The sequence below is a fragment of the Rhizobium terricola genome (assembly GCF_012927355.1).
Classification (GTDB): Bacteria; Pseudomonadota; Alphaproteobacteria; order Rhizobiales; family Rhizobiaceae; genus Allorhizobium; species Allorhizobium terricola.
On record NZ_JABBGK010000006.1, the window covers coordinates 182,733 to 197,865 of the forward strand.

Genomic DNA, 15,133 nt, shown 5'->3' on the forward strand with positions numbered 1-15,133 from the left:
CGGTCGCTCATCTCTGGTGGACATAGGTGCCGGGTGCCGCCTCCTTGGCGGCGTAGCCGTCTTCGCTCGAGCCCATTGGTGGCGGGGCAACCTTATCCGCTGCCGAATGGGACGCAAGCCATCGAGACCAGTGGGTCCACCAGGAGCCCTGCTCGACAGGCGATTCCGCCAGCCATTCCTCGGCACTGACGCAAGGGTCAACGGCGCGCTTGGTGGTCGCCCGGTAGTGACGGTGCGGATGGCCGGGCTCGCTGACGATGCCGGCATTGTGCCCACCGCTGGTCAGGACGAAGGTCACGTCGGTGTCCGTCAGGTAGTGGATCTTGTAGACGGACTTCCACGGTGCGACGTGGTCGCGCTCGGTCCCGACGGCAAAGACCGGGACGCGGATGTTCTGCAGCGCCGCCGGATGCTCGTCGACCATGAAGCGGCCGGCGGCGAGCTCGTTGTCGAGATAGAGGCGCTGGAGATATTCCGAATGCATGCGGAAGGGCATGCGCGTCGTGTCGGCGTTCCAGGCCATCAGGTCGATCATCGGGTCGCGCTCGCCCATCATGTAGTCGTGGACGATGCGTGACCAGACGAGGTCGTTGGAGCGCAGCAGCTGGAAGGCGCCGGCCATCTGGTCGGCCGACAGGAAGCCACGGTTCCACATCACGCTTTCGAGGAAGTGCAATTGGCTGTGGTCGATGAAGAGGGCAAGCTCGCCGGGTTCGGAGAAGTCCGTCTGGGCGGCAAAGAGGGTGACTGAGGCAAGGCGCTCGTCCTTCGCCCGGGCCATGGCGGCAGCGGCGATCGACAGCAGCGTGCCGCCGAGGCAATAGCCGGTCGCATGCACCTTGCGGTCGGGCATGATGGCGTTGATCGCGTCGAGTGCCGCCATTACGCCGAGGCGGCGATAGTCGTCCATGCCGAGGTCGCGGTCGGCTGCGGTCGGATTGTGCCAGGAGATGCAGAAAACCGTGTGCCCCTGGGAGACGAGATAGCGGATCAGCGAGTTTTCCGGCGAGAGATCGAGAATGTAGTATTTCATGATCCAGGCCGGAACGATCAGGATCGGCTCGGCATGTACGGTATCGGTCGCCGGAGCGTACTGGATCAGCTCGATCAGGCGGTTGCGGTAGACCACGCGGCCCGGCGTCGTTGCGACCCTTCGGCCGGGCACGAAGTCCTCGGTTCCGGCGACCGGCTGCCCGGTCAGCTCGCGATTGGTGTCCTCGACGAAGTTGCGGAAGCCCTCGAAGAAGTTCATCCCGCCGGTTTCCGCGGCGCGCTTCATCACCACCGGATTGGTCAGCGGATAGTTGGACGGCGAAAAGACGTCGAGCAGCTGGCGGGTGGCAAACGAGATGACGTCCTCATGATGCGGCGTCACACCCGGCACGTCGTTGGTGACGTTGTGCCACCACTGCTGGTTCAGCAGGAAGCACTGGGCCATCACGTTGAACGGGAAGCGCTGCCATTCCTCGCCCTTGAAACGCTCGTCGCCGGGCAGGGGCTCGATGCAGGGCGGGGTTTCTGGATCAAGGGCCGCGGCGGCAAGATGGGTGGCGAGGCGATTGCCCTTCCGCATCGCCTTCTGCATGAGTTCCAACCTCTTGCCCGGCGCCATGCCAAGATGGATCGCCCAGTCGTAGATTGCGAGCGCCATGGCGGCGGGCGATATGCCGCCGGTCACGGGGGCGATCAGCGCCTCGTTCATCCGGTTGAGTGCATCGAAGCCGGCAGCCTGGGAGCCGTCGTCGAAACCGAGCGCGTCGAGCGCCGTATCGATGTTCGCAAGCGCTGCGTCTCCGCTGCGGGTCCTGCTCGATGTCGACATGCCTTCACCTCCAGCATCGGGCGCGGCATTCCGGCCCCTTCAAGGCCTAGCCCGTCTGTATGACGGCCTTGCGAACGATCCGCGCATCTTGGGCATCCGTCGTCGCCCGGGATTGCTGCAATGCAATATAGCTACTCGCCGGCGCCGGTCAAATGAAGCAGTGTCACACCCTTTACGCCAGCTTGCCGGCGAGGGGGTCAGCCGAAACGGTCGCGCCATGACCCCTGCGCTCCGTCGATCGGCAAGGAGGCTGCTTCGAAGATGCCGCGTGCAATGGCGCGCGCTGTCACCAGCGTCGCAAGATGACAGAGTTCCATGAAATCGGCGGAACTCGAAAGCTGCCGGCGATTGGTGGCAGCGGCGAAGAAGGTGTCGCCGTCGGCGGGCAGATGGGCCGGTAGCACGGCGCGGGCAAGGCCGTCATGGGCCATCAGCGACAGGCGATGGGCTTGCGCCTTGGTCAGCGCCGCGTCGGTGGCGACGACGCCGATGGTGGTCGCCGTCAGGTTGATGCCCTTGGCGCGCAGGATCGTGTCGGGGGAGGAGAAGGCGGCGGGCATGCCGAGTGCGCCGAACTCGTCGTCGACCTCGAAGGGTGCCGCCCAGAAGAATGGTCCGTCGCCGATGGTCGCCGAGCCCATGGCATTGACAGCGACCAGGGCCGCAACCGTGTGTCCGCTGCTGGTCATCATGCTCGCGGAGCCCAAGCCCCCCTTGAAGGTCGCGGTCGTGGCGCCCGTGCCGGCGCCGACGCTGCCGACGTCGAAGGCGCCTCCCTTTGCTGCGAGGAAAGCTTCGTAGCCCATGTCGCGATAGGGGGAATGCAGGCCCCAGTCCTTGTTCCCGCCGTTCAGGAGATCCATCAGGATGGCCTGGGGCACGATCGGCACGCGCACATCGCCGACCGGAAAGCCGCGACCGATGGCGCGAAGCCCCGCCTGTACGCCGCCGGCGGCGTCGAGGCCGAAGGCGGAGCCACCCGAGAGCACGAAGGCATCGACCGCCTCGACGGTCATCGCCGGATCGAGGAGCGCGGTTTCGCGCCCGCCCGGCGCGCCGCCGAGCACGCTGCCGGAAGCGGTCGCAGGCTCCTCGAAGACGATCGCGGTGACGCCCGAGCCGAGCTTCAGGTCGGTCGCGTGGCCGACCGCGACGCCCTCGACATCAGTCAGCAGATTGAGGTGGGAAACCATGTTTCAGCCTTTCGTCGTCTCGTGCCCGCCGCGAAGCGGTGTCGGCGAGACTGACCTTGTCCGCGTGCGGAATCAAGCGGCGGAAGCGTACCGCAACGACGGGCAACTGCTTTCAGTGAACCGGGCGGTGTTCGTTGACCAGCTCGTAGCCGGGGCCGAGTTCCTGCCTGAGGTCGTCGAAAAGGCGGGCGACCGCTTCGGCAAATTTCTCGTCCTCCGCCTTCGACCACGGGCTCGGGCCGGAGGGGTTGTCCCAGTCGAGAGCCGTGTCGTGCCACGCCGTCATGTCCTCCAGTCGCCGGCGGATCGCGATCGACAGGGGCAGCTTTTCTTCCACCGGACCGACGTCGAAACGCTGCAGCGCCGCCTCGTTTCCGCACCACAAGGCGCCACCGCCCCATTCGAAGAACAATCGAAGTCTTGGAACCACGCTCACCTGATGAACCTCGCCATGCCCGTCTCCCACGATCGCGGGACAGTAATCCCGGACAGCGAGGGTGAATTATTTCGGCTGTAGTATTGCCATAATACCCGCGGCCAAGGCCTGTTTGCTAGCGTCCGCCCGACATTCCAGAACGGGAGGATGATATGTCGAAAAAGATTTTGATGATTGCCGGCGATTTTGCCGAAGACTACGAGACCATGGTGCCGTTCCAGACGCTCCTGGCTGTCGGCCATGTCGTGCATGCCGTCTGCCCCGGCAAGAAGGCCGGACAGACGATCGCCACCTCCATCCACGACTTCGAAGGCGACCAGACCTACAGCGAAAAGCGCGGCCACAACTTTGCGCTCAACGCCACCTTTGCCGACATCAAGGCTTCGGACTACGACGCGCTGGTCATTCCGGGCGGGCGTGCACCGGAATATCTCCGCCTCAATCCGGAGGTGATCGCGGCGGTCAAGCACTTCTTCGATGCAAACAAGCCGGTCGCGGCCGTCTGCCACGGCGCGCAGATCCTTGCGGCTGCCCGCGTACTCGAAGGCCGTACCTGCTCGGCCTATCCGGCCTGCCGTCCGGAAGTCGAGCTTGCCGGCGGCACCTATGCCGACATCGCCATCGACGCGGCCGTCACCGACGGTAATCTGGTGACGGCGCCGGCCTGGCCCGCACATCCGGCGTGGCTGAAGCAGTTCCTCGCGGTGCTTTCCGCCTGAGACAGGACCAATGGACGAGACGGCGGAGCTTCAACGTTCCGCCGTTTCGCTATAGGTTGCCATCCAAACAGAGGATCGCACATCCGGGAGGACAGAATGTGCAAGCTCTTCATCCAGGCCGATCCGGCCCTTTGGGAAAGCCATACCAAGTCGCTGCGGATCGACGGGATGGTGACCAGCGTGAGGCTGGAAAACTTCTTCTGGATGACGCTCGAGGAAATCGGACGGCGCGACCGCATGACGGTGATCCAGCTGATCGCCAAGCTCTATCATGAATCGATCGATGCCGGTCACGACCTCGGCAACTTCACCTCCTTCCTGCGCGTCTGCTGCGGGCGTTACCTTGCACTCCAGCTTTCCGGCGATATTCCGGCCAATACCGATCTGCCGATCGCAGCACTCGATGCCGACAGCATCCTGAGCGCGGAGCAGGCCAAATATCACTGACGGCATTTCGGGCAACTCATGGCCGGTGTGTGGTGCCGGCCGGGTGACGGGCCTGTCTCGTCCTGCTATAGCTCAGGTTCCTTCCTCCGGCGGCCCCGCCATTTCTCTTCCCGCCGGACCCGTCCCACGCTTGCAGGAGTAGATCCGCCATGCCCGGTCCAAAGGTCGTTCCCGTTCAGGGAGACGCTCAGCTGCCGTCCCGCGTCGACGTCGTCGTCATCGGCGGGGGCATCATCGGGTCGTCGACGGCGCTCGAACTTGCCGAGCGCGGCGTTTCGGTGGCGCTTTGCGAGAAGGGCGGCATCGGCGAGGAGCAGTCGAGCCGCAACTGGGGCTGGGTCCGGATCTCCCAGCGGGATCCGCGCGAAGTGCCGCTGATGGCGGAAGCGATCCGCATCTGGCAGGGGCTCGACCAGCGCACCGGTCGGGATACCGGCTACCGCCAGTGCGGGATCGTGTTCGGGTCGAAGGATGATGCCGATCGCGCCAACAACGAGGGCTGGCCGGAGCTGCTGGGTGGCTACCAGATGAAGTCGCGCATGGTCGACGTGCCGGAGCTCAGCGGGCTCTATCCCGGCATGAAGCATGATTTCAAGAGCGCGCTCTATACCGCCGCAGACGGTCGTGCCGAGCCGCAGAAGGCGGCACCGGCGATTGCGGAAGCGGCGCGCGACAAGGGCGCCCACCTCCTGACCAACTGCGCCGTGCGTGGCATCGAGACCGCTGGCGGCCGGATTTCGGGTGTGATCACGGAGCGCGGGCCGATCGCCTGCTCGTCGGTGGTGCTGGCGGGTGGCGCGTGGTCGAGCTTGTTCTCGCGCAATGCCGGCATCGATCTGCCGCAGCTCAAGGTCATGAATACGGTCATCCGGACGAAGCCGATCGAGGGCGGTCCGGAGCAGACCTTCTACGGACGCAATTTCGCCTTCCGCAAGCGCCAGGACGGCGGTTACACGATCGCCTCGCCCTACGACAACATCGTCGACATCGTGCCCGACAGTTTTCGCTACATGCTGAAATTCCTGCCGGCGCTGAAGAGCGAATGGAAGTCCCTGCGCTTCCGCGTCTCGGGCCGTTTCCTGGAGGAGGTGCGCATGGCGCAGCGCTGGCGCATGGACGAGCAGAGCCCGTTCGAACGCTGCCGGGTGCTGGATCCGAAGCCCTCGGAAAAGTGGACGGATTATGCGCTGTCCGAGCTGCGCAAGAGTTATCCGGTCTTCGCGGGAGCCGAGATCGCCCAGCGCTGGGCCGGCTACATCGACGTGACGCCGGATGCCGTGCCGGTCATTTCACCGGTGGAGCGCGTGCCGGGCTTCTTCATCGCCACCGGGTTCTCCGGCCATGGTTTCGGCATCGGGCCCGGTGCCGGACGGCTGGCCGCCGATCTGGTGACCGGACGCAACCCTTGCGTCGATCCGACCGACTTCCGCCTTTCGCGTTTCTTCGACGGGTCGAAGATCGAACTGATCAGCGGGGTGTGAGGGGAATTCCTCTTCTCGCCATTGGGGAGCAGAGGAGCGACGGCCGACCGCCGATCTGTTTGTCGGGCGTACTCCTTGCGTCGGCCAGACCGCCTCCACTTTCGTCATCCTCGGCCTCGAGCCGAGGATCCATGCCGAGTGCGCAGTCGTGGATGGTCGGGTCGAGCCCGACCATGAGGAGGCGAAGGTGAAGCGTCGTTCAGCGTTTCAACATCCGCGGGTCGAGCGCGTCCCGGATCGCGTCGCCGATGTAGTTGACCGACAGCACGGTCAGCGAGATCGCAAGCCCCGGCCACAGCACGCGCGACGGGTTGATCTGCAGGAAGTTGGCGCCGTCGTACAGCAGGCGGCCCCAGGTCGGGAAATCCGAGGGGAAGCCGAGGCCGAGGAAGGAGAGCGCCGATTCCGTGATGATCGCGGAGGCGATGCCGAGCGTCGCCGAGACCATGATCGAACTCATGACGTTCGGCAGGATGTGCTTGAGGATCACCCTGTATTCCCACATGCCGCTCGCCTTGGCGGCCAGCACGAATTCCTGGCTCTTGACGGCCAGCACGTCGCCCCGGACGATGCGGGCGGTATGCATCCAGCTTGTGACGCCGATGACGAAGACGATCAGGATGAAGATCCCCGTTTCTGGCCCGAAGGCGGCTCTCAGCGTATCGCGGAACAGCATGATGATGACGAGCAGCAGCGGCAGTAGCGGCAGGGCCAGGAAAAGGTCGGTGATGCGCATCAAAAGGCCGTCGATGCGCTTGAAATAGCCGGAAAGCACCCCGACGAAGGTGCCGAGGATGAGGGCGAGCAGCATCGCCGTCATGCCGACCGCGAGCGAGATCTGCCCGCCGGCCATGACCTGCGCCAGCATGTCGTGGCCGAGATTGTCGGTGCCGAAGGGGTGGGCGAGCGACGGTCCCTGGTTCTTCGCGCGGATGTCGATCTTGTTCGGATCGATGGTGTGGATCAGCGGGCCGAGAAAGACCGCGGCCACGATGAAGACGAAGACGATCAGGCCGGCAACGCCACCCGGATGGGCGCGGAACTGGTTCCACAAATCGCGGGCAAACGAGCCGCCGGCTTTGGTCTCGATGGTGGCAATCGCATCAGTCATAGCGAATCCTCGGGTCGAGAATGCCGTAGAGCACGTCGGCAATCAGGTTGAAGAGGACGATCAGCACCGCAAAGATGAAGGTGAGCGTCTGGACGAGGGGGATGTCGGCGCCCTGGATCGCGGTGATGAGCAATTGGCCAAGCCCGTTCACGCGGAAGATCTGTTCCGTGATGATGGCGCCGGAGAAGATCGTCGGGACACCGAGCGCAATGACGGTGACGACCGGGATCAGACTGTTGCGCAGCACGTGGACCAGCAGCACGACTTTTTCCTTCACGCCCTTGGCGCGGGCCGTGCGGACATAGTCCTGGTGCAGGTTGTCAAGCATCGAGGCCCGGACGAAGCGGCTGATCTGTGAGGTGTTGTAGAGCGTCAGCACCATCACCGGCAGGAACATCTGTTTCACCTGCAGGATGAAGCTTCCCCAGTCGTTGACCACGAGGTTGGTGTCGTAGATCGACGGGAACCACTGAAGCCAGGAGGAAAAGATCACGATCAGCAGGACGCCGGTGAAGAAGGTCGGGACGGAATAACCGACCATCGAGACGAAAGTGCCGATTTGGTCGAAGACCGAATACTGGCGATAAGCCGAGACGACGCCGATCGGGATCGCCAGCAGCACGCCGAACAGATAGGACAGCCCGACGACCCATAGCGTCTGGGGAAGACGCTGGACGATCAGGTCGACCACCGGGCTTCGGGTCGCCCAGGACAGAACGCGCATGCGCTCGCCGGTCCCCACCGTGATGCCGGTGATCTGTTCGAAGATGTTGAGCGGTTCGTTGACGAAGAACTGCTGCAGCCAGCGGAGATAGCGGACGAAGAAGGGCTGATCGAGGCCCATGGCTTCGCGGATCTGCGCGCGCACCTCGGGAGGAATGGTCAGCGGCAGGTCGCTCAGCGGGTCGCTGGGGGCGAGGTCGAGCAAAGCGAAGATTATGAAGCTGATGACCAGCAGAGTCGGCACCGCGAACAGCAGGCGCCGCAAGGTAAAGGTGAACATCGGATGGTCTCCAGACTGTCACGAAGGAAATGCGATCGCCGGGCCGGAACGAACCGGCCCGGCGAAGGGGCACTTACTTCTTGCGCGACCAGTCGGCGACGTTCCAGAGCTCGCTGTCCCAGGCGTTCATCTTGACGCCTTCGAGCGTTACCGAATGGGACGAGACGCTGCCGCGGTGGATAAGCGGTATCTGCGCCACGTCGTTGGTCAGCATGTCGTTGAGCTTCTTGGCGATGACCGCACGCTCTTCGAGCTTGGAGGTCTTGCCGAGCTCGACGACGAGCTTGTCGTAGTCCTCGTTGCAGTAGCGGACGATGTTTTCACCCTGCCAGCCATTGGCCGGGCTCGGGATCTTGTCGCACATCCAGCCGGCCATGTACTTCTCCGGGTCCGTGCCGTCGAAGTTGTTGGTGTACATCTGCACGTCGGCATAGAACTTCTGGAAGGTATCGGGCGACGCCGGGTCGCCGCCGAAGAAGACGGAGGCCGCGATGTTGCGCAGTTCGACCTCGACGCCGATCTGCGACCACATGTCCTTCACAAGCGCCTGGGTTGCCTGGCGGACCGAGTTGGTCGAGCTCTGGTAGAGGAAGGAGAGACGCACCCCGTCCTTGGCGCGGATGCCGTCGGAACCCTTGGCCCAGCCGGCATCGTCGAGCAGCTTGTTGGCGGCGTCGAGATCCTGCTTCAGGCACCAGTCGACATCGGTCGACTTGTAGATATCCGGAGCAGGCAGGATGTTGCAGGTCGGCTGGCCTGCTTCGCCGTAGCCGGTCTCGTCGATGATGTCGCGGTCGATGGCGAGCGACAGGGCCTTGCGGACGGCAATGTCCTTGAGGGCCGGGTGCGGACCAGCTTCCTTCGTCGAGCGCTTGTCGCCGAGCGAGGGATCGACGGCGAAGGCGTTGACGTCGATACGCTCGACCTGCGTGCCGAAGGCCGTGACGAGCTTGCCCTTGCCGGCGGCGACCATGGTGGCGAGGATTTCCGGCTCGACCTGCATGTTCCAGGCATAGTCGAATTCGCCGGTCTCGAGCACGGCGCGCGCGGCGGAGGCCGCGTCACCGCCGCCCTTGAGCGTTGCAGTGGCGAAAGCGGGCTTGGCCGGATCGCGGTAGTTCTTGTTGGCCTCGAAGGTGATGACGTCGTTGGCCTTGAATTCCTTGACGACGAAGGGCCCGGTGCCGATCGGGCCGAAGTTGGCGGCCGTGCATTCCGGCGCCTTCGGACCGAGGCAATCCTTGAACTGGGCGGCCTGGATGATCGGTGACTGCGCGCCGACGAAGGCGCTGTAGGGGTAAGGCTTGGCTTCGGCGAACGAGACCTTGATGGTCGACGGGTCGACGGCCTCGACATTGGTCACGCCTTCGTAATAGGCCGACTGGGCGCAGCCGCCGTCCGGTGCCGTGCAATATTTCCATGTGAAGATCGCGTCGTCGGCGGTTACCGGCGAACCGTCCGACCACTTGAGGTCGGGTTTCAACTTCCACGTGATGCTCTTGAGGTCGGCTGCGACGCCGCCGTTCTCGACGGTCGGGATTTCGGCAGCCAGCATCGGCACGAGCGTACCGGTTTCGTCATAGCGAGCGAGAGGCTCGAGGACCATCGAGGCCGAATAGACTTCCTTCGTGCCGCCCGAGAGGTAGGGGTTCATGGTGGAGACGGCTTGCCAGAACAGGATCTTGAGTTCGCCGTCCGAGCCGCGCTCGGCGAGCGCCGGGGCAGCCTGGATGGCCAATGCCGCGGCGGAAGCTGCCAATAGAATACGGAATTTCTGCATGTCGTCGTTCCCCTGTTATTATGATTGGAGTTGTGAGCGTCATTGCGTTCCGTGGAGAGTTCCCGCTCTCCCGGCAATCAAGGTCAGTCCAAAGTTATCTCACTGACCCTGTTTCGTAATTTTGATTCTTCGGCCTCCGCTCGGTGTGGTTGCCCGTTGGAAAAAGAGATCCTCGAAATGCGGGCCTGATCAAAATTTGAGCCATCTAAGCATAGGCCTATTTTGCGTTCAAGGCGGAAAATTGCAGCTTGCAAAAGCGCTTTGAGGCAGCGCAGTATGGCGCCACAAGAATGCGAACGACAACAATAAACGAGGGATCGACGCATGCCTGTTCTCAATCGAGCAAGCGAGTTGCAGGGCGAAGTCGCGGACTGGCGACGCCATCTTCACGAGAACCCGGAACTGCTGTTCGACGTCTACGAGACGGCCGAATTCGTCGCGGAAAAACTGACATCCTTCGGTTGTGACGTCGTCAAGACCGGCGTCGGGCGAACCGGCGTCGTCGCCGTCATCAAGGGCATGCGCGGCGAGGGACCGGTGATCGGATTCCGCGCCGACATGGACGCGCTGCCGATCTACGAGACGAGCGGTAAGGAATGGACCTCTAAGACCCCCGGCAAGATGCATGCCTGCGGCCATGATGGGCATACGGCGATGCTGCTCGGCGCGGCGAAGTACCTGGCGGAAACCCGCAATTTCCATGGTTCGGTCGCGGTGATCTTCCAGCCGGCGGAAGAGGGCGGTGGCGGCGGTCGCGAAATGGTCGAGGACGGGATGATGGAAACCTTCGGGATTTCCCAGGTCTACGGCATGCACAATCATCCGGGCATCCCGATCGGCAATTTCGCCACCCGCAAGGGCTCGGTCATGGCGGCGGCCGACGAATTCGAGATCATCGTGCACGGCCGGGGCGGACATGCTGCCCAGCCGCACAAGACGATCGATCCAGTGCTGATGTCCTCCCACATCGTGATCGCGCTGCAGGCGATTGCTTCGCGCGAAGTCGATCCGCTGAAGTCGGTCGTCGTCACGGTCGCGACCGTGCATGGCGGCGAGGCCTCGAATGTGATTGCCAATACGGTCAAGCTCACGGGTACGGTCAGAACGCTGCTTCCGGAGACGCGCGACTATGCCGAGCGACGCCTTTCCGAGGTGGCGAACGGTATTGCTGCGAGCTTCGGCGGGCGGGTCGACGTGCACTATCGGCGCGGCTATCCCGTCACGTTCAATCATGCCGACGAGACGGAATTCGCCATCGACGTCATGCGGCGCATTTCCGGCGACAAGGCGGTCGACAACGAGATTGCGCCGATGATGGGCGCCGAGGACTTTTCCTACATGCTGGAAGCGAGGCCCGGCAGCTTCGTGTTCATCGGCAATGGCAACAGCGCCAATCTCCACCACTCCGACTACGACTTCAACGACGAGGCGATCCCCTACGGCATCAGCTACTGGGTGACGCTGGCCGAGACCGCGCTGGCGGCGTGATCTCCGGCCACCGGACGTGCTTGTTGGAAACTGCAGGTTTGAAAGGGTTCGTCGGATGGTGGAAGTTTCAGTCAACGGCAATGCAGCTTCGGGCAACGGTCCCGTCCTCTCGGTCAGGGATCTGACGACGTCGTTCCGCGTCGGAGGCGAATGGCGTTCCGTGGTCAAGGACGTCAGCTTCGACATAGCGCCAAAGGAAACGGTGGCGATCGTCGGCGAATCCGGTTCGGGCAAGAGCGTCACGTCGCTGTCGATCATGCGGCTCCTGCCGGCCAATGCGAGCCGCATCGAGGGAAGCGTCAAGCTCAACGGGCGCGAACTCCTGACCCTCGGCCAGGAAGATATGCGCAAGGTCCGTGGCAACGACATCGCGATGATCTTCCAGGAGCCGATGACCTCGCTCAATCCGATCTTCCCGATCGGCAAGCAGATCGCCGAGGCGATCACCTGCCATCGCGACGTTTCGACCGCTGAAGCCAATGCCGAGGTGCTGCGCCTGCTCGACAAGGTGCGCATTCCGAATGCCAAGGGCCGGTTCGGCGATTATCCGCACCAGTTTTCCGGCGGCATGCGCCAGCGCGTGATGATCGCCATGGCGCTGGCGAGCCGGCCGAAGCTCCTAATCGCCGACGAGCCGACCACCGCGCTCGACGTGACGATCCAGGGCCAGATCCTCGACCTCATCAAGGTGCTTCAGGAAGAGGAGGGCATGGCCGTCCTCTTCATCACCCACGACATGGGCGTGGTGGCGGAAGTGTCCGACCGGACGATCGTGATGTTCCGCGGCGAGGCGGTGGAGACCGGCACGACGGACGACATCTTCAATCGCGGCAAGCATCCCTATACGCGGGCGCTTCTGTCGGCCGTGCCACGGCTCGGATCGATGGGCGGGCGCGAGAGGCCGATGCGCTTTCCGGTGATCGATATCGCGACAGGCGAGACGAAGGTTCCGGAAACGGAGGCCGGAGGGGTGGATCGCACCAAGCGGCCGGTGCTCGAGGTCAAGAACCTCACGACGCGTTTCGACATTCATTCCGGTCTGTTCGGGCGCAAGAGCGGCGCGGTCCATGCCGTCGAGAACGTGTCCTTCGATCTCAGGGAAGGCGAGACCCTGTCTCTCGTCGGCGAATCCGGCTGCGGCAAGTCGACCACAGGGCGATCGATCACGCGGCTCGTCGAACCGACGGCGGGCGCCATCGCTCTCGACGGTTACGACGTGGTGCGGCTCGACCGGCGGTCGCTGCGCAACATGCGCCGCAGCATCCAGATGGTGTTCCAGGATCCCTTCGCCAGCCTCGACCCGCGCATGAGCGTCGGGTCGGCGGTGATGGAGCCCTTCGTCGAGCACGGGCTCGGCAGCAAGGCCGAGGCGCGCGACAAGGCCGCCGACCTGCTCGAGCGGGTCGGGCTCAAGGCGGACATGATGCGACGCTATCCGCACGAGTTTTCCGGCGGCCAGCGTCAGCGCATCGCGATTGCCCGCTCTCTGATGCTGGATCCGAAGGTGATCGTCGCCGACGAGGCGGTGTCGGCGCTCGACGTGTCGATCAAGGCGCAGGTCTGCAACCTGCTCCTCGACCTGCAGCAGAGCTTCAATCTCGCCTATCTGTTCATCAGCCACGACATGGCCGTCGTCGAGCGGGTCAGCCACCGGGTCGCCGTCATGTATCTCGGCGAGATCGTCGAGATCGGTCCGCGGCAGGCGGTGTTCGACAATCCGCAGCATCCCTATACGAAGAAACTGATGGCGGCGGTGCCCGTGCCCGACCCGGCGCGGCGCAGCATCCGGCGCAACATTTCGACCGACGAGATCAAGAGCCCGGTAAGACCGGTCGGCTACCAGCCGCCGCAGCGGCAGTATCGCGAGGTTTCCGCCGGGCATCTCGTGCAGGTGTGAACCGCCGGGTACCTCGCATCCTTCCAGACCGGCTTTCAATTCGGCCGGCAGGGCCTTTCGAACGGTGTTCATCAAACATCGGTCATTGTCTGTCTTTATGACCGGGAACAGACAGACGAGAGAGTGCCGGGGAGATTGCATGGAGCCCATCGATGGAGAGCGCGAGAACGGTCCGAGGGAGGGACGTGCGCGCAGACTTGGCGGCCGGCTTTCCGAAATCCTGACCAGCATCGCCGGTGACGAAAGCCTCGATCGCGTCTCCGTCGCCGACATCTTCCGGGCCATGGGCGATCGCGCCTTCGGGGCGCTGATCCTGATCTTCGCGCTTCCCAACATCGTCCCGACGCCGCCCGGCACCTCGGCGCTGACCGGTGCGCCACTCGTATTCCTGTCGGCGCAACTGATGCTCGGCCAGTCACCCTGGCTGCCGAAGATCATCGCCAACCGGTCGATGACGCGCGCCGACTTCGCCTCGATCGTCATCCGCATCTCGCCGTGGCTGGCGCGCGGCGAGCGCATGCTGAGGCCGCGGCTTTCCTTTCTCGTCTATCCGCCTGTCGAATATCTGACGGGTCTGCTCTGCCTCATCCTGTCGATCATCCTGATCCTGCCCATTCCGCTCGGCAATATCCTGCCGGCGATCGCGATCTGCCTGTTCTCCTTCGGCATCCTGGAGCGCGACGGGTTCTGCGTGCTGCTCGGCACGTTCATGTTCGCCCTTTCGGTGACAGTGGTGGCCGGGGTGCTCGTCGCGCTGATCAAGGGCTTCATTCTCCTTTTGACCGCGACGATCATCTGACTCGGGAAAGCTGTTTGCGGCCGGTGAAGCACTTTGCAAAGTCCGCCCCGCCGTCCTATCGTCCGCCCATCCCATCTCACGCGCAGGACATGCCATGCTGATTTCGCTCTACCAGATGCAGCCCGTTTCGGGTGATGCGGCCGCCAATCTCGCCAAGATCGCCCAGGCGGCGGAAGCGGCATCCGACATGGGGGCTGAACTGCTGGTCGCGCCGGAGCTCGCGCTCAGCGGCTATGGGCTGACGCCGGACGGGTTCGCCGAGATCGCCGAAGGGCGTGACGGCGAGGTCATTGCTGCGCTCTGCGACATCGCTGCCGAATTCGATCTCGCGGTCTGTGCTGGGTTTCCCGAGCGGGACGGCACGACTGTCTACAATTCCTCCGTCCTGGTCCGGCCGGACGGAAGCTGCGAATTCTACCGCAAGGGGCATCTCTACGGGGATGGCGAACGCGCCTCGTTCACGCCCGGTGCCGAGGTGCCGCATGTCTTCGATCTGTTCGGCATCCGGACCGGCATGCTGATCTGCTACGACGTCGAGTTCCCGGAATATGTGCGCACGCTGGCGCTCGCGGGTGCGGAACTGGTGCTGGTGCCGACCGCGCTTCCGCGCGGCGAGATCAGCCGGCGGGTCGCCGACATGGTGGTGCCGACCCGCGCCTTCGAGAACGGCGTCTTCCTGGTCTATGCCGACCTGTGCGGCGAGGAGGGAAGTTTCGCCTATGCAGGACGGTCGGTCATCGTCGGTCCGGACGGCGACGAGCTCGCCCGGGCGGGCACCCGCGAGACGTTGCTGGTCGCCGAGCTCGACCGGACGGCCTATGACGACTGCCGCCGCCAGAATCCGTATCTCGTCGACCGGCGCCCCGGTCTCTACCGCATCGGCTAAGGTAGGCCAGGCGGACAAGGTCGCGATCTTGTCCGCCCGTCGTCGGCACCCTACATGCGATCCGGCCACCT

Annotated in this window: 13 protein-coding genes; 7 read left to right on the forward strand and 6 right to left on the reverse strand. The window is 63.9% G+C overall.

Features of this window, described 5'->3' with window-relative positions; translation table 11 throughout:
* Positions 1-7: 7 nt before the first annotated feature.
* The 3 genes from HHL25_RS20595 to HHL25_RS23435 all read right to left on the reverse strand — a co-directional run bounded on the left by HHL25_RS20595 (position 8) and on the right by HHL25_RS23435 (position 3,451).
* On the reverse strand, positions 8-1,822 hold the full coding sequence (locus tag HHL25_RS20595) for a PHA/PHB synthase family protein (RefSeq protein WP_169595110.1): 1,815 nt from the start codon (positions 1,820-1,822) through the stop codon (positions 8-10).
* Positions 1,823-2,019: 197 nt separating this feature from the next.
* Complete coding sequence (locus HHL25_RS20600; RefSeq protein WP_169595111.1) at positions 2,020-3,015, reverse strand: P1 family peptidase; 996 nt, start codon at positions 3,013-3,015, stop codon at positions 2,020-2,022.
* Positions 3,016-3,127: 112 nt separating this feature from the next.
* Positions 3,128-3,451 (reverse strand): hypothetical protein, encoded by a 324-nt coding sequence (locus HHL25_RS23435; RefSeq protein ID WP_169595112.1) that lies wholly within the window; start codon positions 3,449-3,451, stop codon positions 3,128-3,130.
* Positions 3,452-3,603: 152 nt separating this feature from the next.
* On the opposite strand from HHL25_RS23435, the gene HHL25_RS20610 reads away from it, so the two are divergent.
* From HHL25_RS20610 to HHL25_RS20620, 3 genes are all read left to right on the forward strand, one after another.
* Positions 3,604-4,170: a DJ-1/PfpI family protein gene (locus HHL25_RS20610; protein WP_169595113.1), complete on the forward strand. Its 567-nt coding sequence runs from the start codon at positions 3,604-3,606 to the stop codon at positions 4,168-4,170.
* Positions 4,171-4,266: 96 nt separating this feature from the next.
* Positions 4,267-4,617 carry a ribbon-helix-helix domain-containing protein gene (locus HHL25_RS20615; protein ID WP_169595114.1) on the forward strand — a complete coding sequence of 117 codons (351 nt, stop codon included), beginning with the start codon at positions 4,267-4,269 and terminating at the stop codon, positions 4,615-4,617.
* A gap of 149 nt (positions 4,618-4,766) precedes the next feature.
* Positions 4,767-6,098, forward strand: a complete 1,332-nt coding sequence (locus tag HHL25_RS20620; protein WP_169595115.1) for an NAD(P)/FAD-dependent oxidoreductase — start codon at positions 4,767-4,769, stop codon at positions 6,096-6,098.
* A gap of 199 nt (positions 6,099-6,297) precedes the next feature.
* Here HHL25_RS20620 and HHL25_RS20625 read toward each other — a convergent pair whose 3' ends face one another.
* From HHL25_RS20625 to HHL25_RS20635, 3 genes are all read right to left on the reverse strand, one after another.
* Positions 6,298-7,209 (reverse strand): ABC transporter permease, encoded by a 912-nt coding sequence (locus HHL25_RS20625; protein WP_169595116.1) that lies wholly within the window; start codon positions 7,207-7,209, stop codon positions 6,298-6,300.
* Positions 7,202-8,212, reverse strand: a complete 1,011-nt coding sequence (locus HHL25_RS20630; RefSeq protein ID WP_169595117.1) for an ABC transporter permease — start codon at positions 8,210-8,212, stop codon at positions 7,202-7,204. Before HHL25_RS20630 ends, HHL25_RS20625 begins: the two co-directional genes overlap by 8 nt.
* A gap of 73 nt (positions 8,213-8,285) precedes the next feature.
* Positions 8,286-9,992 (reverse strand): peptide ABC transporter substrate-binding protein, encoded by a 1,707-nt coding sequence (locus HHL25_RS20635; protein ID WP_169595118.1) that lies wholly within the window; start codon positions 9,990-9,992, stop codon positions 8,286-8,288.
* 324 nt (positions 9,993-10,316) lie between these two features.
* Here HHL25_RS20635 and HHL25_RS20640 point away from each other — a divergent pair, with 324 nt between their 5' ends.
* From HHL25_RS20640 to HHL25_RS20655, 4 genes are all read left to right on the forward strand, one after another.
* On the forward strand, positions 10,317-11,480 hold the full coding sequence (locus HHL25_RS20640) for a M20 aminoacylase family protein (RefSeq protein WP_169595119.1): 1,164 nt from the start codon (positions 10,317-10,319) through the stop codon (positions 11,478-11,480).
* A 55-nt stretch (positions 11,481-11,535) separates the two neighbouring features.
* On the forward strand, positions 11,536-13,377 hold the full coding sequence (locus tag HHL25_RS20645; protein WP_169595120.1) for an ABC transporter ATP-binding protein: 1,842 nt from the start codon (positions 11,536-11,538) through the stop codon (positions 13,375-13,377).
* A gap of 139 nt (positions 13,378-13,516) precedes the next feature.
* Positions 13,517-14,176: an exopolysaccharide biosynthesis protein gene (locus tag HHL25_RS20650; RefSeq protein WP_169595121.1), complete on the forward strand. Its 660-nt coding sequence runs from the start codon at positions 13,517-13,519 to the stop codon at positions 14,174-14,176.
* A 94-nt stretch (positions 14,177-14,270) separates the two neighbouring features.
* Positions 14,271-15,062 (forward strand): carbon-nitrogen hydrolase family protein, encoded by a 792-nt coding sequence (locus tag HHL25_RS20655; protein ID WP_169595122.1) that lies wholly within the window; start codon positions 14,271-14,273, stop codon positions 15,060-15,062.
* The last annotated feature ends 71 nt before the right edge of the window (positions 15,063-15,133 follow it).